Raw genomic sequence first — 16,180 nt, 5'->3', positions numbered from 1 at the left:
CATGTTGCCCTGGAAACGCCGGCGCGTCGCGCCGCCGATAGCGCACGATCCGGAGGCGCCGCAGCCGCTGCAGCCCGATCGCTCGCTTGACGTCGAGCTGCTGCAGAAGTGGATGTCGCTCGCGCGCATGCAGCAGCGCGTCATCAGGACGCTGGTATCTGAGATCCAGCAGACTTCCGCCGTCGTGGAGACGGAAGCGGAGGCGCTCAGCGGCCGCTTCCAGCGGCTGGCCGTCTGCGCCGAGCAGCAGACCGCACGCGTCGAAAGTCTCAGCAAGCTCGCCATCGGCATTCAGATCGACGAAGAGGTGGTTCCGATCGACAGGATCGCCGGGCTCCTGGAGGATACTCTCAGCGACGTCGTCGAGAAGATCCTGCACTTGTCCAAGGATTCGATGTCGATGGTCTACGCGCTGAACGAGCTGAATGCCAATGTCGGGCGCGTCCACAACTGTATGGCGGAGCTGAACGGCATCAACCGCACCACGAACATGCTCGCGCTCAATGCCCGTATCGAGGCGGAGCGGTCCGGTACGGCTGGAGCGGCGTTTCGCGTCGTGGCGAACGAGGTGCGCGACCTGTCGCGCGCCACGCACGACCTGTCGATCTCGATGAATGGCGAACTGAAGGCGGTCACCGAGGGGATCGCCAGCGGGCACACGACGCTGCAGCGTGTCGCCACGATCGACATGTCGCAGAATCTCATGGCGAAGGACCGCCTCGAGGTCCTGATGTCCGCCCTGATCCGCAGAACCGAAATGCTGACGAGCGTGGTTGCGGACGCGGTCAAGGAAGCCGAGGTGATTGCGGCCGACGTCGAGGGCATGGTCACCGGCATTCAATTTCAGGACCGCGCCCGGCAGCGGCTCGAGCATGTCGTCGACACCCTGCACGTGGTCGACCAGGCGCTCGACGAGCTGAAGAGCGCGACCGAGGGGCGGCTGCCGGAAGCGTCCGGCGAGTCGTCGTTCGACGTCGAATGGGTGACGAGGCTGCTCGACCGCTTCACGCTGGGCGAGCTGCGCTCGCGATTCGTGGCGCAGATCCTCGAAGGAAAGCAGGCGGCCGATCTCGATGACGAGGCGGCTATCCGCGTTGAACCATCGGCAAGCGGGTCGGTGGAGTTGTTCTAGGAGGGATGACGATGCAGATAACAGTCGATCGTGACGCGGGGCGTATTGCGGTGGCCGGTGAGTTCACCTTCAACGATCACAGTCAGTTCAAGCAGATGATCATCGAGCTCTTCGAGGCGAAGGGGTCGACGATCACCATCGACCTGTCGAAGCTCGAATTCATCGATTCGGCCGGCCTCGGCATGCTGCTGCTGGCCAGGGACGAAGCCAGGAAGAACGACCGGCAGTTGATCCTGAAGCGACCGGGCGGCCAGGTGAAGCGCATGTTCTGCGTCACCAAGTTCAATACGCTGTTCACCGTCGAGGAGTGACGGCAGATGCAAGTCGACCAGGCGCGGCGGGTCAAGCCACCGCCCGGCCTCAGTTGCTGGGATGGCCAGTCGGTAGAGACGCTGAAGGAGGCGTTGTCGCCGCCTGCCACGACCTGTGTCGAAGCCGATCTGATCGAGGAGTGCGATTGCGGTGACGTGATCATCGAGCAGCGCGCGCCGGGCCAGCTCACGCTGATCGTGACCACGCGCTCGGCCTATCGGCACTCGATCGTCAAGGCGTTCATTGCCGCGATAGAGAGACGGACGGCGTTCTCCGAAGATCTGCGGGACCGGATCTACAGCTCGGCGCAGGAAGCGTTGATGAATGCCGTTTTCCACGGCAATCTCAGAATCGATCCCAACCTGCGGGACAGTCTCGAAGGGCTGCTCGCGGCACAGGAGGCGATCGAAGCCAAATTGACCTCGCCCGAGGTCGCACGTGCAAAGATTCGGGTCGTCGCGATCTGGAATGCGACGACCCTCAACGTCGTGGTCCAGGACTCCGGAAAGGGCTATGACGCGGCGGTACCGTCGAATCGGAAATCCCGTCAGCCGGGCGACCATGCCAGCGGAAGAGGGCTCGATATCCTTGAGGCGTTCTCCGACAAGGTGACGGTGTCGAACGGGGGGACCACGGTCAGCCTGGAGTTTCGACGATGACAGCCGTAGCCGCGAGCAACGAGCCCAGGGAAGCCGTGGTCGGGAAGCCGCGTCACGACTCGATCGAGAACGCCAGGATCCTGATCGCAGACGATGATCCGCTCAGCCGGCGCCTGCTTGCAGGAATTCTGCGTGCAGAGAATTTCAGGAACCTGCGGCTTGCCGAGGGCGGTGTATCGGCGATGGAGCAGCTCAAGGAATTTCGTCCCGATCTCCTGCTCCTCGACATGCAGATGCCCGACATGAGCGGGCTGGAAGTCTGCCGGAAGGTTCGTGCGGATTCCGAGCTGGCCGATATGCCCATCCTGATGCAGACCGCGACCGTCGATCGCAAGAAGATGGGCGAGCTGTTCTCGGGCGGCGCCTCTGATTTCCTCTCCAAGCCGATCAACCCGTCGGAGTTGATCGCGCGCGTCGTCATCCACCTCGAGCGATGGAATTCGCTGCGGGAGTTGCGCGCCTATCGGGAACGGATATCCCGCGAGCTCGAAGCGGCAAGGCGCATGCAATTCGAATTGTTGCCGCCGCCCGGCGCGCTGCAGCTGTTTGCCGAGAGCGCGGGACTGCGGATCGCGTCCTACAATCGATCGTCATCGGAGCTCGGTGGCGACCTCTGGGGGATGCTGCCGATCGACGCCGGATCGCTCGGCATCTTCCTGGCCGACTTCGCCGGTCATGGCGTGAATGCGGCACTCAATACCTTCAGGCTCCATGCGCTGATTCACGAATATCGGTCGCTGCACGACGATCCCGCCGAATTGACCTCGGTACTCAACGAGCGTCTGGTACGACTGCTGCCCCCCGGTCAATTTGCGACTTTCATGTACGTCGTCATCGATCATGCGGACGGCGAGCTTCGCTTTGCATCGGCCGGCGCGCCGCCCTTCCTTCTGGTTCCGGGTAGTGGCGGGCGTGCGCTGCTCTGTGAGGCGAGCGGGGTTCCGCTCGGGATTGAGCGGGGTTCGCGCTACTACCTGCAGCAGCATGCGTTTCCGAAGGATTCGCTGCTGTTCTTGTACAGCGATGGCTTGTCCGAATTCGTCGACGATTCCGGCAATCGCATCGGCGATTCCGGTCTGGCCAAGGCCTTGAGCAGCTGCAATCTCGGGCTTGATCCGCATGTGGTGATCGACTGCCTCTGCGCCGAAGCTGGCATCACCGAGAACGTGGCCTTGCAGGACGACACCACTGTCATCTGCATCGACCGCCGAGTCCTCACGAGAGCGGAGTCGTATCAGGACCGTTCGCCGGGGCAGCCTCCGGCCAGGTCGTCGATGGTTGGCGCCGATCAAGAGTGTTGAACATGCTGGAAACCGTTGAAACCGAACCCCTGTTTGCGAGCGATCAGCTCGACCTGTTGCGCGACGCGCTCGGCGAGGAAGGACTGTCGGTGATGCTGCTCGAACTCCCCGAGGCCGCCGGCCGGTCGCTCGGCGCGATCCAGGCGGCGCTCGATGCCGGGAATCTCGACGAGACGCGCAAGGCCGCGCACGTCCTGAAGGGGTTTTCCAGCAGCCTCGGAGCGGCCCGGCTCGCCTCGATGGCGCGCTCGATCGAGCTCGATCTCGATTCGGTCGCGGCGATCGCGGCGCGCATGCCGGCATTGGCGGCGACGGTCGAGGCGACGATCGCCGAGCTCGCCCGCCGCGCGCCAGGCGCCCAGGGCTGAGCACAGAGCCATGCCTCATCGACTCCAGGAGGTTCTCAACGAGGCGGAGGGGCGGCCCGTGCGGGCGTCGCGCGAGAGCGGTCTTCCCCTTGTCGCCATGCAGGCCGCAGCGATATTGACGCTGATGCTGGTGGTCGCCGCCGGTCTGTCGATTGTCAATCTTCACGAGCGCGTCGAGAAGGGCGCAAAGGCCAATCTGGCACAGTTGTCGATGGTGCTGGCCGAGGAGACGTCCCGCTCTTTCCAGGCGATCGACCTGGTGCTCAGGAACGCAATCGATCACCTCGCGGGCGAACGATTGGAGCGCGCGTCGGCGGAGGCGATGATCGCAAGCCGTCCGATGCACGAATATCTGAGGGAGAAGATGGCGATTCTTCCCCAGGTGGGCAACATCATCTTCATCGACGCGGAGGGGAAGCTCGCCAACCAGGCAAACTCCTGGCCGCCTCCGGCTACGTCGTTGGCCCATCGCGAGCAGTTCCGTTACCATCGTGACAACGACACGGCCACGCTGTTCGTCAGCGAGCCCGTCCGTAACACGGCCGATGGGGCCTGGACGATCTACCTGGCGCGCCGCGTGAACGATTCCCGCGGCAAATTCCTCGGCGTCATCCAGGCTGCGGTTCGGCTGGCCTATTTCGAGAGTTTCTATCGCTCGGTCGCGCTTCCCGAGGGCGGTTCGATTGCCCTGATGCGCGAGGAAGGAATGGTGCTCGCGCGCTATCCGCACGCAGAGAGCATGATCGGGCGTGTGCTCGGCGCGAGGCGAGGCGGCTCCGGCGAGGCGTTCGTCGAGGGCCCCGATGGCGTCACCAGATACGTCTCGTTTCATGCCGTCCCGGGCTTCCCTTTGCGGGTTTCGATCGCGATGACGCGGGAAGCCGTGCTGGGAACGTGGCGACGCGATGCCATCGTCCTGGCGTTGGGCGCAGCGCTGGCGGTCGCGACCATCATGGCCCTGCTGGCGCTCCTGTTGCGGCAGATCCGCAATATCAAGGGGTCGCAGATCCTGCTCTCGCGACAGAACGAGCAATTGGCACGCAGCAGGAAACTCCTGCTCGAAGCGCAGCGGATCGGCAAGGTCGGACACTGGATGAGCAATGCAGCCGGTGACACCGCGGTGTGGTCGCCGCAATTGTTCGAGATGGTGGGCATCCCGCCACAACCGAACGTGCCTTTCTCGACCTATATCAACCTCGTCCATCCCGACGATGTCGATAACTGTCTCGCGGAGCGCCGACGCGCCAGCGACGAGGGGACCGCTCTGGCGGTCGAACATCGTCTGATTCGTCCCGACGGATCCGTCGTATGGGTGAGAATGGAGGCTGCTCCGCAGTGGGATGCCGAGGGTCGCTTCGCCGGCCGGTTCGGCATCGTTCAGGACATCAGCGAACGCAAGGCGGCCGAGCAGGAGATCGAAAGATCGAGGCTCCGCCTCATGGATGCGATCGAATCCCTGGCAGAGGGCTTCGTCCTCTACGACAGAGAAGACCGCTTCGTCATGGCCAATACGCATTACAGGGAAATGTTCCCGGGCCTTGCGCGGGTGATGAAGCCCGGCATGAGCTATGAGCAGATCCACCGGATCGCCAATGATCAGGGCATATTGAATCTGAAGGGTATGGACTTCGAGGATTGGCTGAAGGAAAGAATGGCTTGGCACTATGCCGGCAGCAAGCCGCTTGAAATCCCGCAGCTCGACGGACGATGGATACAGATCATCGACCATCGCACGTCCGACGGCGGAACGGTCGGGCTGCGCACCGACATCACCGCCTTCAAGCGGATCCAGGCCGAGCTCGAGCAGAAGCTGGCCGACGTGCAGGCGATCCGCAATGATCTCGAGCTGCAGACGCAGGAGCTCGTGGCGACGTCCGCCGATCTGCGCAGCGCGCGCGATGCCGCCGAGGCCGCCAATCGCGCCAAGTCCGACTTCCTCGCCATCATGAGCCACGAGATCCGCACACCGCTCGGTGGCATGGTGGGAATGGTGGACCTCCTGCGTGGCACGCCGCTCAGCGACGAGCAGCAGCGCTACACGACCTTGGCCAAGGAATCCGCCGACCTCCTGCTCGGCGTCATCAACGACATCCTCGACTTCTCGAAGCTCGAGGCCGGCCGCCTGACGCCCGAAGCGATCGACTTCGACCTCAGGCATCTCATCGAAGGCCTGGCAACGGTCATGACTGCCAAGGCGAGCGAGCGGAAACTGGAATTGCGCACGGCGTTGGCGCCGGATCTCCGACAATATCTCAAGGGCGATCCCACCAGGATCCGCCAGATCCTCCTCAACCTCGTGAACAATGCGATCAAGTTCACCGAGCGGGGATCGATCGAGATCGGCGCCTCACAGCGCCTATTGCCCGATGGTTCGATCGAGCTTTCGATCGGCGTGAGGGATACGGGCATCGGCATGTCGCCCGAAGTTCAGAAGAACGTGTTCGACCCCTTCGTCCAGGCCGATACGTCGATCTCGCGGAAATACGGCGGCAGCGGACTTGGGCTTGCGATCTGCAAGCAGCTCTGCACCATGATGGGCGGACGTATCGGCGTCGACAGCACGCCGGGCGAGGGCTCGACGTTCTGGTTCACGGTCAAATGCGGCCAGGGCCGGCAGCCGGTCGCCGCGGCGCCTCAGCAGGTGGCGGTCGTCGACCGGCCGCTCGAGATATTGGTGGCCGAGGACAGCCCCATCATCGCAACCCTGATCTCCAGCCTGCTGCGCAAGCAGGGGCACCGGCCGACGATGGTCGTCAACGGCGCGGAAGCGGTCGCGGCCGCCTCGAAGGCGCTCTACGACGTCGTGCTGATGGATGTGCAGATGCCCGAGATGGACGGCATCTCCGCCACCAAGGCGATCCGGAATCTTCCTGGCGTCGCGCGCGACGTGCCGATCGTCGCCTTGACCGCGAACGCGCTGGTTGGCCAGCGCGAAACCTATCTTGCTGCCGGGATGAACGACTACGTCACCAAGCCGATCCAGCCGCCGCTCCTGTTCGCTGCGATCAATCGCTGGGCGCTCCGCGGCGCGGATGCGCCCGGCATCGCGGGCGTGGCGGAGACCGAGGAGGTCGCGTCGGTCTGACGTTTGGCCGCGGTCTTTCGGCGCGCCTGCCGTGGGGCGCGCCTACGATGCCGCGGCGTCCTTTCGGTAGCGGCTGCCGAGCGCGGCCACGATGCCTTCGGGATGCCGGATGCGCTCGGCCAGCATGTCGATGCGGTCGCCGCCCCAGAACAGCTCGCCGTTGAACACCATGGTGGGCACGCCGAACACGCCGAGCGCTTCCGCCTCGTCGATGATGCGGTCGTGCTCCGCCCGCGCCGGCCCGCGCGCATAGGCCTCGAATTCGGCGGCCGAGCCGCCGAGCGAGGCGATCAGATCGGAGATCGCCGGCAGGTCGTCGACTTCGATGTCGTGACTCCAGAACCGCCGAAACACCGCCTCGTGATAGGGGCGGAAGAAGCCATGGCGCTGCGCGAACAGCATGCCGGCGCTGGCAAGGAACGCGTCGTAGACGCGCCGCGTTCCCTTGAGGGTCAGGCCCTGCGCGTTCGCAAACCGTCGCGCATCCATGTAGAGGTAGCGGACCTTGCGCCAGAAATGCGGGGTACGCTCCTCCACGGTTCCCATGAATTCCGGGATGCGCAGCGTGTAGGGAAGCCATTCCAGCTCGACGCCATACTTCTCCTGGAGATCGAACAGCCGTTGGTTGGCGACGAAGGCATAGGGGCTCTTGTAGTCGGTATAGATACGGACGCGCGGCTTATCCATCGCTTATCCCCTCACGGATGTGGCGCCGAGCAGGCAGTCGCGGCTCTGATACGGCCCCGTATCAATGGGTCGCGGTCAGGCGGTACTGGTTCAAATCCGGATCATGGGTCATGCGCCAGTAGTCCACGAACCGCCACGGCATCGCGGAGAACACCCGGCCGCTCTTGTTGCGATAATAGGTGGTCATGCCGGGGTGGGTCCAGATCATCGCCTCGTGCTCGGTATCGACCCTGCGGACATAGTCGTCGAGCACGTCCTGGCGGACGTCGATCGCGCCGAGGCCGCGTTCGATCATCTCGACCAGGCAGGCCGAGATGTAGCGGCTCTGGCATTCCGACTGGAAGATCACGCTGCCGCCATGCGCGGGGCCGGCATTGGGGCCGAGCATGCAGAAGAAGTTGGGAAATTCGGGCACGGTGAGGCCGAGATAGGCGGTCGGGTTGTCGTTGGCCCACTTGTCGCGCAGGTTGACGTCGCCGCGGCCGGTGATCTCGAGGCGCGCCGCCATCTCGGTGACCCTGAAGCCGGTCGCGACCACGATGACGTCGAAGGGCCGTTCCCTGCCGTCGGCGGTGACGATTCCATCGCCGCTGAAATGATCGATGTCGTCGGTGACCAGTTCGACATTCGGCCGCCTCAGCGTCCTGAACCAGTTGTTGTCGAGCAGGATGCGCTTGCCATAGGGCGGATAGGTCGGCACGCATTTCGCGATCAGGTCGGGCCGCTCGTTCAGCTCCGACAGGATGAAATCGGTCAGTTCCTGCCGGTGGCGGTCATTGCCCTTGTTGACGGCGCGGTCGGGGTAGGGCCAGGCCGGGTCCTTGCGCAGGAACGGCAACAGGCCGTCGCCGTAGCGCCAGAACATGTTGAAGCGATACCACTGCACATAGAACGGCAGATGAGCCAGCAGCCACCTCGCGCGCTCGCTGATCGGATCGGAATAGCCCTTCACGGGCCGTGCCCATTGTGCGGTGCGCTGAAAGACCGAGACGGAAGCAACGCGGTCCGCGATTGCGGGCACGAGCTGCATTGCGGTCGCACCGGTGCCGATCACGGCGACCCGCTTGCCGTCGAGCGCGATGTCCTCGGACCACAGCGCGGGATGCACGATCAGGCCGCCGAACTCCTCGTCGCCCTTGAAGCGGACGCGCGAGGGGTCGTTGAGCTGGCCGATGGCGCTGACCAGCGCGGTGGATTCGAAGGTCTCCTCGCCGTCCTTCGTCCTCAGAGTTGAAACCCAGCGTTGCCGGCCTTCGTCCCAACGCGACGAGGTCAGCTCGGTGCTCAGTCGCAAGTGCTCCCGGATGCCGTACTCGGCAGCCACCTTCCTCAGGTAGTCGAGCAGTTCCTCGCGCTGGCAGAAGAAGCGGGTCCACGGATTCCGCGATCCGAACGAATAGGAATAGGAATGGTTCGGCGTGTCGACGCCGCAGCCGGGATAGCGGTTGACGTACCAGGTGCCGCCGAGCTCGGCGTTCTTCTCGACGATGGTGTAGGGAATGCCGAGATGACTCAGTGTGACGGCGAGCGCGATGGCGCAGACCCCGGCACCGACGATGAGGACATGCTGCCTCGCCAGCGTCGCGTCGGACGGGCGCCGGCTCCAGCGCGCCTCGCGCGCGACAAATCCCATCTCCTCGCGCATCAGCGGCGCATATTCCGGCGCGACATTCTCGCCGAGGCAGGTTCGCATCATCTTCAGCAGCAATTCCTCGCCGGGATCGGCAATGACCGGCTTCGGATTGCCGCGCGCGAACAGCTTCAATATGGCCTGACGGATTTCATCCTGAATGTCCGGCGGCACGCCCGCATCCGGATCGGGGATCAGGCGGACGTCGCGCTTCGGCCGGTAGGGCGGCTCCAGCCAGCGCTCGTCGCCGCTCATGTGTACCAGCACCATCAGCAGGCAGCGGATGTCGCCTTCGGCGATGGCCGAGCACAGGGCAAGCTCCTGGCGCGGCACGTCGATGTTCATGATGCTCGTCCTGGTGTCGTGCCATCGGAGCGAACGATCGCGCCCGGCGGTGCTATGTTGCGCTGGGGCGGTCCGCCATTTCCGCGGGCCGGAATGCTTGCGGTGCAGCAAGCAGCGACAGCTCGCCTATTGCGATAGGCATTATTGTGATTGATCGGGACGCGAGGTCTGCACAATGGCCATAATCCATAGTAAGTTCTTATCGTCATTATAACAATTCATCGCGAACAAAACATCAAGAGCGGGAGGGCGACATGCGGGTGAAGTGCGCGAAAGTCCTGAGCGCGTTGGCGGCAGGATTATTTTTTACGTCTGCCGGCGCGTTGGCGGCCGAGCCGCCGAAGGAGATGAAGATGTACGTCTTCACGTCCGGCGCGCTCAATCTCGACAAGTCGCTGATCCAGAACGGCGCCAGCGGCAAGGTGCAGATTCCGGTCGGCTTCTTCCTGATCCGCCACCCCAAGGGCGACGTGCTGTTCGATTGCGGCAACAACGACAAGATCATCACCAATTCGGACTATTGGGGGCCGTTCATTGCCGCGCTTGATCCGGGCCGCACGCCGGACATCGCCATCGATGCCCAGCTCTCCAAGATCAACGTCAAGCCGTCCGACATCAAATATCTCGTGCTCGGGCATTTCCATGTCGACCACGCCGGCAACATCGGCAAGTTCCTCGATTCCACCATCGTGTACCAGCGGGACGAGATCAAGAACGCGTTCTGGCCTGCGCCGGGCTACGCGACGTTCTTCATCACCGACGATTTCGCCATGCTGAGGAATGGCGTCGGTGGCGGCATGCCGAGCAAGTACAAGACCATCGAGCTCGACGGCGATCTCGATCTGTTCGGCGACGGCAGCATCTACATCCATCGCTCCGTGTCGCACACGCCGGGGAGCCAGATCATGGTGGTGCGCCTGCCGAAGACCGGTACGGTGGTGTTGACCAGCGACGCCGTCTATCTGCAGGAGAATCTCGACAAGAACATCCTGCCGAGCGTCGGCAGCGTCTATGATCCGGTCGGTATGCTCGACGCCTATGCGTGGGTGCGGCGGGTCCGCGACACCGAGAAGGCCGACATCATCTACGCGCACGACCCCGACGTGTTCAAGGCGCACAAGCACTCGCCCGAATTCTACGAGTGAGCGTGCGCGCATCATCGCCGGCGTGATGGAGGCACGACCTGGACATCGGGGTCGTGCCTTGTCGCCGTTTGCGACGGCTTCAGGCGTTTCGGATGTGTGAGCAGCCATGTCCCCGGTTGTGCTGGCCGAGCATGTGACGAAGTGGTACGGGCCGCGCCGGGCGGTCGTCGACGTCTCCTTCGTCATCGAGCCCGGTGAAATCGTTGGACTGCTCGGGCCGAATGGGTCGGGCAAGAGCACCCTGTTTCGCATGCTCACCGGCTATCTGGTACCAACATCCGGACGCATCGAGGTCGCGGGCCATGACGTCGTTGCCGACTCGCTCGCCGTTCGCCGGACGATCAGCTATGTGCCGGAGGATGCTCCGCTCTACGATCACATGCGCGTCGGCGAGTTCCTGCACTTCATGGCGAGCCTGAAGGGCCTGCGCAGGTCGGGCGTGAAGGCCGCGGTGGAGGCCGCGGCCGAACGGCTCGATCTGACGCGGGTGATGACGCTCCCGACGGGCAAGCTGTCGCGCGGCTTCCGCCAGCGCGTCTCGATCGCGCAGGCGCTGCTGGGCGACCCGAAGGTCCTGGTGCTGGACGAGCCGACCAGCGGGCTCGACCCGCATCAGGTGATCGCCGTTCGAGACCTGATCCGGTCGCTCGCGGACAGCCGCACCGTTCTGCTTGCTTCGCACATTCTGCCCGAGATCGAGAAGATCGCTTCGCGGGTGATGATCCTGCTCGACGGCCGCTTGTTGACCACGGACGCGCTCAACGGGGCCGGAGCTGGTGTGACGTTGCAGCTTGCAGCCGCCGCATCCGAAGATGCCGTCCGCGCCGCGACGGCAGGCATCGCCGGCGTGCGCGACATTGCGGTCGATCCCGAATCCGGCGGCGGACGGCCGCGTTATCTCATTCGGGCGGAGCCGCGTTCGTCGTTGGCGTCGGAGATCGTGGCCGTGCTGGTGGCGGCCGGCATCGCCGTGTCCGAGGTGACGGAACGGCGGGTGGACCTCGAACGCATTTTCCTGGAGCTGACCCGGCAGCCGGCGAGGGTGGCGGCATGAGGAATTTTGCGACGCTGCTGCGCAAGGAGGAGACGGCGCTGTTCTCCTCGCCGATCGCCTATGTGGTGATGACGGTCTTCCTGCTGATCATGGGTTACAGCTTCACGCTGACCTTGTTCCTCAGCCACCAGCCGAGCATGGTGCACATCTTCTTCCAGATGTTCGTGCTGTTCATGCTGACCGCGCCACTGATCACGATGCGGCTGCTGGCGGAGGAGCGGAAGCTGCGGACGCTCGAGGTTCTGCTCACCGCGCCGGTCTCCGAGGTCGCGATCGTGCTCGCGAAATTTGTCGCCAGCATGAGCCTGATCGCGGTGATGCTGGTGCTGTCCGGCGCCTATGCCGCGGCGCTGGCGTGGTTCGGCGATCCGGACTTCGGCCCGATCTACAGCGGCTACCTCGGACTGGTGCTCTTTGCCTCCGCGCTGGTCGGCACCGGACTGTTGGCCTCGGCGCTGACCGCAAACCAGGTGATTGCGGCGCTGGTCTCGCTCAGCGTGTTCCTGATGCTCTGGATCATCGATAATTTCGGCTGGCTGCTGCCGAGCCCGGCCGACACGCTGGTGGTCAACCTGTCGCTGTCGGTGCATTTCCGCCCGTTCGCGGTGGGCTCGATCTATCTCTCCGATGTCGGCTTCTTCCTCAGCGTCACGCTCTTGACGCTGCTGTTGACCGTGCGGGCGCTGGCGCGGCGTTGAGGGGTGATGATGTTCCGCTCGGCCAGATCCGATGTCACCTTGGTCGTGCTCGTCATTGCCGCAATCGTATTCGGTGGATCAGGCTTTGGCGGATTTGGCGAGAAAGCGTCGAGCAGTCTGCTGTTCGTCGGCTGGTCGCTGACGCTGCTCGTGCTGTTCATGCTCGCCGTTCGCCTGCCGCTGCGCGGCGGCGGTTCGCGCTGGACCGCGTGGCTGATCAATGCGCTGATCGCGACGGCTGCGACCGCTGTCGTGATCGCCGCCAATGTCGCGCTCTACCGCCATGATGCCCAGTTCGACGTCTCTCGCGAGGGCCGCAACACGCCGCCGCGGCAGCTCACCGACGTCATCGATCACCTGACGGCGCCGCTGGCGCTGACCTATTTCTACAACGCCGGCGATCCGAATGCGCTGGCGACCCGCGATCTGCTCGAGACCTCGGCGCGGAACCATCCGCTGCTGACGTTCCGCGCCATCGACCTCGACAAGGAGCCGGGGCTGGCGCGCGACATCGGCGTGCATGCCTACAACACCGCGGTGCTGCAGACCGGCGGCCGCAAGGTGCAGGTCGAGAATACCACCGATGCCACGCGGCTCGGCTATGCGGCGTTGCGCGCGCTCCGCGCACAGCCGCAGACCGTCTGCTTCGTCACCGGACATGGCGAGACGTTTCGCCCGACGCCGTCGCATTATCATTTCAGCCACGTCGAGACGCTGCAGGGGGAGGAAAGGCCAGGCGCGGGCGACGTGCTGGTGGCGGAGCCGGAGCAGCTCGATCGCTTCCAGCTCGGGCTCGGCGAGATCGGTTTTGACAGCCACGGCATCGTCACGGCGACGGCGGACGCAATCCCGTCGGATTGCACCGTCGTGGCCGAGATCGGCCCGCGCACGGCGTTGGCGCCCGGCGAGGCGGATCGCGTGGCCGACTATCTGAAGCGCGGCGGCCGGCTTCTGCTGTTGCTCGATCCGGTGTCGCCGGTCGATGCCGACTTTGCGAGCCGCATGCTGGAGCCGGTCGGGCTCTCGACGCAGGCGGCGATCGTCATCGATCCGCTGAATCATTTCCGCACCGATCCGGACAAGGTTGCCGTTCCCTACTATCCGCCGCACCCGATCACGCAGCGGCTGGCGCTCACCGTGTTTCCGCAAGTGCGGCCGCTGCGCGTGAGCCAGCCGCCCAAGGGCGTGATCTCGACGGTGCTGGCCGCGAGCAGCCAGGACGGCTTTCTGCGACCGCCCGCGGCCGCCGGCGGCCTGACAATTGGCGCCGAGGGCGAGGCGACCGCCAACGCCGACCGTGGCGCGCGGCCGCTGCTGGTCGCGCTGGAAGGGACTTGGCCGGGCGCGACGCCGGACCGGCGCTTCCGCCTGGTCGTCGCCGGCACCAGCAAGATCACGACCAACGAATATTTCCCGTACGTCTCCGATGGCGCTTTGTCGGTCGCGATGGTGCGCTGGCTGGCCGATGACGAGACCGTGCCAAATCTGACCCCACAGACCTTCAGCCAGCCGGAGATCGTGCTCACCAGCCGACAGATGCGTGACACCTTCATCGTGCTCGAGGTGCTGCTTCCGCTCAGCACGATCCTTGCCGGCGTGGTGGTGTGGTGGAGGCGGCGGTGACGGTCTCCGCTCGTCGAGGTGTGGCGCGCTGGACCGTCCCGGTTGCGGCAGCCATTGCCGTCGCGCTGCTCCTGGCGTTTGACGTCTCCGGTCACTGGCCCGAGATGCGCAGCAAGGTTTCCTTCGCGGCCGAGGGTCTGCTGACGGCGGCGCCCTCAGACATCGATCGCATCGAGCTGCGCGAAGGCTCGGATCGCGTCGCGCTGCATCGCGCCGCGGGCGGGTGGTCGATCGATGGCGGGTCGGACACGGTGCCAGCCGAGCTCGCCGCCCATCTCGAGACCGCGCTCCGGCTGTTGCATGTCAGCAAGCCCTCGCGCGAGATCGAGGCAGGCGAGCTCACCGCGGCGAGCTTTGCGGCGTTCGGGCTCGATCCGCCGGTGGACGTCGCCGTGCTGGAAACCCGCGCCCGGCCGGCGGCGACGGTGAACTTCGGCAGCCTCAATCCGGCCGGCACGTCGCACTATGTCAGGCTGTCAGGCGCGCCGACGGTCTATCTGATGGGGCGCCATGTCCGTGAGGAATGGCGGGTCGTCCTCGACATGGCGCGTCGGCTGCGGGAGCGCACTGAAACGGCGGTCGCCTCCCGCGGCGCCGGCCTGCTGTTGCCGGTGTCGATGGCGCAAGTCTGGGCGCTCGAGATCGTGTTTGCGGGCAAGCTCACGCGATTCGAGCGCGACGGCGCCGGCAACTGGTTCAGGCATCTCGGTCAGCATAGCCATGCTGCGGGGAGTGTCGCGCATGTCGCCGATCCCGCGCAGGCGCGCCTGATCGACGCCGCCTTGGGCCCGCTCGACGCCGCTGCGGTGGAGACGCGCATTGGCGCCGCCGACGCGGCGCGGTTGGCGCGCGACGGCCTCGCGCTGCCGGCGCTGATCGTGCTGTTCTATGCCCGCGATTCCTCGGCACCGCTCGCGCGGCTCGAATTCGGTGCGGCCGCAGACAGCCTTGATCGTTACGCCCGGCTCGCGCCGGATGGCACGGTGGTGACCGTTGCGGAGTTCGAGGTTCGGCGGCTGACCGAGCTGCTCAAAGCCGTGGGAGAGGGCTCGTGAGCGGGGTACGCCTGCTCCTGCTTGGGATCGTGCTCGCCTTCGGCACGGCGCAGGCGCACCAGGTCAATCTGTCGACCGCACGTGTTACCCTTGGGGCGGACCGCGCGGTTACAGTCGAGGTCGCGTTGAAGGGCAGCGACGCCGATCGGCTGGCCGGCACGGCGATTTTCGACGCGGCGCGCGACGCGGTCGATCCGGCGCAAGTCGTCGGTTCGGCGGCAGCGATCACTGCTTATATAAGGTCTCATATCGCCGTGACCGGCGCCGACGGAGCGCCGCCGTGCGAGCAAGGCACGCCCGCGCTGGTGCCGGACGGGGACGGTGTCATCTATCGCGCCAGCTATTCCTGCCGCAACGTCTCCGGCGACATCGTCTATCGTTCCACGGTCCTGACCGAGACCGACCCCAGTGCGCGGCAGGTCGTGCTGATCGGTGACGGCCCGGACGCGCCGCAAGCGCTGCTCGACGCCAGCAACACCAGCGTGATGCTGTCCGCGCCGGCGCCCTCATTGCTCTCGACGATGCAGCGCTACCTCGTCACGGGCATCGAGCACATCTTCCTGGGCTATGACCACATCGCCTTCCTGGTCGCCGTGGTGCTGTGGGCGCGGCGGCTCTTGCCGGTCATCAAGATCGTCACCGCCTTCACCGTCGCGCATTCGATCACGCTGTCACTCGCCGCGTTGAACCTCGTCATCATCCCGAGCATCGTGGTCGAGCCCGCGATCGCCGCCTCGATCGTGTTCGTTGCGCTGGAGAATTTCTTCTCGCGCGACATCGACCGCCGCTGGCGCATCACCTTTCTGTTCGGGTTGATTCACGGCTTCGGCTTTGCCGGGGCGCTGCGGGAGGTCGGACTGCCGCCGAACGCCGTCGCGGTGGCGCTGGCCGCCTTCAATGTCGGCGTCGAGATCGGACAGGTGGCGATCGTGTCGCTGGTGATCCCCGCACTGATGGTTCTCGACGCATTGCTGGCGGCCGACCGTGCCAAGCCGGCCCGCGCCGCGCCGTTGGTCTATGCCCTATCCGCGCTGATCAGCCTGCTCGGCGGCTACTGGTTCCTGACGCGCATCATCGAGGCGTGAC

The 16,180-nt window shown here is 65.0% G+C and carries 14 protein-coding genes; 12 read left to right on the top strand and 2 right to left on the bottom strand.

The genetic code is table 11. From position 1 onward, the window contains the following. Position 1 precedes the first annotated feature (1 nt). The 6 genes from JOY90_RS11335 to JOY90_RS11310 are packed head-to-tail and all read left to right on the top strand — an operon-like array spanning position 2 to position 6,857. On the top strand, positions 2-1,132 hold the full coding sequence (locus JOY90_RS11335) for a methyl-accepting chemotaxis protein (RefSeq protein WP_291691228.1): 1,131 nt from the start codon (positions 2-4) through the stop codon (positions 1,130-1,132). 11 nt (positions 1,133-1,143) lie between these two features. Beyond that, positions 1,144-1,443, top strand: a complete 300-nt coding sequence (locus JOY90_RS11330; protein ID WP_291691227.1) for an STAS domain-containing protein — start codon at positions 1,144-1,146, stop codon at positions 1,441-1,443. A gap of 6 nt (positions 1,444-1,449) precedes the next feature. Continuing rightward, positions 1,450-2,103 carry an ATP-binding protein gene (locus JOY90_RS11325; protein WP_291691226.1) on the top strand — a complete coding sequence of 218 codons (654 nt, stop codon included), beginning with the start codon at positions 1,450-1,452 and terminating at the stop codon, positions 2,101-2,103. Further along, the gene (locus JOY90_RS11320; RefSeq protein ID WP_291691225.1) at positions 2,100-3,404 is read left to right on the top strand and encodes a PP2C family protein-serine/threonine phosphatase; all 1,305 of its coding nucleotides are present in this window, start codon (positions 2,100-2,102) and stop codon (positions 3,402-3,404) included. The genes JOY90_RS11325 and JOY90_RS11320 overlap by 4 nt, the downstream gene beginning before the upstream one ends. 2 nt (positions 3,405-3,406) lie before the next feature. Next, on the top strand, positions 3,407-3,772 hold the full coding sequence (locus JOY90_RS11315; protein ID WP_291691224.1) for an Hpt domain-containing protein: 366 nt from the start codon (positions 3,407-3,409) through the stop codon (positions 3,770-3,772). Between the two features lie 10 nt (positions 3,773-3,782). Next, a complete protein-coding gene (locus JOY90_RS11310) occupies positions 3,783-6,857 on the top strand; it encodes an ATP-binding protein (protein WP_291691223.1) in 3,075 nt (1,024 codons plus the stop codon). Positions 6,858-6,899: 42 nt separating this feature from the next. Here the strand turns inward: JOY90_RS11310 and JOY90_RS11305 are convergent, their stop codons facing one another. After that, entirely contained in the window at positions 6,900-7,544 is a 645-nt protein-coding gene (locus JOY90_RS11305; RefSeq protein ID WP_291691222.1) for a 2-hydroxychromene-2-carboxylate isomerase, read from the bottom strand. A gap of 61 nt (positions 7,545-7,605) precedes the next feature. Continuing rightward, entirely contained in the window at positions 7,606-9,519 is a 1,914-nt protein-coding gene (locus JOY90_RS11300; protein WP_291691221.1) for an NAD(P)/FAD-dependent oxidoreductase, read from the bottom strand. Positions 9,520-9,773: 254 nt separating this feature from the next. Between JOY90_RS11300 and JOY90_RS11295 the strand changes: the two genes are divergently transcribed. The 6 genes from JOY90_RS11295 to JOY90_RS11270 all read left to right on the top strand — a co-directional run bounded on the left by JOY90_RS11295 (position 9,774) and on the right by JOY90_RS11270 (position 16,179). Next, positions 9,774-10,664 (top strand): N-acyl homoserine lactonase family protein, encoded by an 891-nt coding sequence (locus JOY90_RS11295; RefSeq protein WP_291691220.1) that lies wholly within the window; start codon positions 9,774-9,776, stop codon positions 10,662-10,664. Positions 10,665-10,770: 106 nt separating this feature from the next. Then, positions 10,771-11,718, top strand: coding sequence for an ABC transporter ATP-binding protein (locus tag JOY90_RS11290; protein WP_291691219.1), 948 nt, complete (start codon positions 10,771-10,773; stop codon positions 11,716-11,718). Continuing rightward, entirely contained in the window at positions 11,715-12,416 is a 702-nt protein-coding gene (locus JOY90_RS11285; protein WP_291691218.1) for an ABC transporter permease subunit, read from the top strand. Before JOY90_RS11290 ends, JOY90_RS11285 begins: the two co-directional genes overlap by 4 nt. A 9-nt stretch (positions 12,417-12,425) precedes the next feature. Next, on the top strand, positions 12,426-14,039 hold the full coding sequence (locus JOY90_RS11280) for a Gldg family protein (RefSeq protein WP_291691217.1): 1,614 nt from the start codon (positions 12,426-12,428) through the stop codon (positions 14,037-14,039). After that, entirely contained in the window at positions 14,036-15,094 is a 1,059-nt protein-coding gene (locus tag JOY90_RS11275; RefSeq protein WP_291691216.1) for a DUF4340 domain-containing protein, read from the top strand. The genes JOY90_RS11280 and JOY90_RS11275 overlap by 4 nt, the downstream gene beginning before the upstream one ends. Beyond that, the gene (locus JOY90_RS11270) at positions 15,091-16,179 is read left to right on the top strand and encodes a HupE/UreJ family protein (protein WP_291691215.1); all 1,089 of its coding nucleotides are present in this window, start codon (positions 15,091-15,093) and stop codon (positions 16,177-16,179) included. Before JOY90_RS11275 ends, JOY90_RS11270 begins: the two co-directional genes overlap by 4 nt. The last annotated feature ends 1 nt before the right edge of the window (position 16,180 follow it).

Origin of the sequence: Bradyrhizobium sp. (assembly GCF_019242285.1) — a bacterium.
Classification (GTDB): Bacteria; Pseudomonadota; Alphaproteobacteria; order Rhizobiales; family Xanthobacteraceae; genus Bradyrhizobium.
This window is presented reverse-complemented; position numbering and strand designations above follow the sequence as displayed.

Coding starts and splice junctions, on each gene's coding strand:
- JOY90_RS11335 (WP_291691228.1), top strand. CDS start 2: ATGTTGCCCTGGAAACGCCGGCGCGTCGCGCCGCCGATAGCGCACGAT.
- JOY90_RS11330 (WP_291691227.1), top strand. CDS start 1,144: ATGCAGATAACAGTCGATCGTGACGCGGGGCGTATTGCGGTGGCCGGT.
- JOY90_RS11325 (WP_291691226.1), top strand. CDS start 1,450: ATGCAAGTCGACCAGGCGCGGCGGGTCAAGCCACCGCCCGGCCTCAGT.
- JOY90_RS11320 (WP_291691225.1), top strand. CDS start 2,100: ATGACAGCCGTAGCCGCGAGCAACGAGCCCAGGGAAGCCGTGGTCGGG.
- JOY90_RS11315 (WP_291691224.1), top strand. CDS start 3,407: ATGCTGGAAACCGTTGAAACCGAACCCCTGTTTGCGAGCGATCAGCTC.
- JOY90_RS11310 (WP_291691223.1), top strand. CDS start 3,783: ATGCCTCATCGACTCCAGGAGGTTCTCAACGAGGCGGAGGGGCGGCCC.
- JOY90_RS11305 (WP_291691222.1), bottom strand. CDS start 7,544: ATGGATAAGCCGCGCGTCCGTATCTATACCGACTACAAGAGCCCCTAT.
- JOY90_RS11300 (WP_291691221.1), bottom strand. CDS start 9,519: ATGAACATCGACGTGCCGCGCCAGGAGCTTGCCCTGTGCTCGGCCATC.
- JOY90_RS11295 (WP_291691220.1), top strand. CDS start 9,774: ATGCGGGTGAAGTGCGCGAAAGTCCTGAGCGCGTTGGCGGCAGGATTA.
- JOY90_RS11290 (WP_291691219.1), top strand. CDS start 10,771: ATGTCCCCGGTTGTGCTGGCCGAGCATGTGACGAAGTGGTACGGGCCG.
- JOY90_RS11285 (WP_291691218.1), top strand. CDS start 11,715: ATGAGGAATTTTGCGACGCTGCTGCGCAAGGAGGAGACGGCGCTGTTC.
- JOY90_RS11280 (WP_291691217.1), top strand. CDS start 12,426: ATGTTCCGCTCGGCCAGATCCGATGTCACCTTGGTCGTGCTCGTCATT.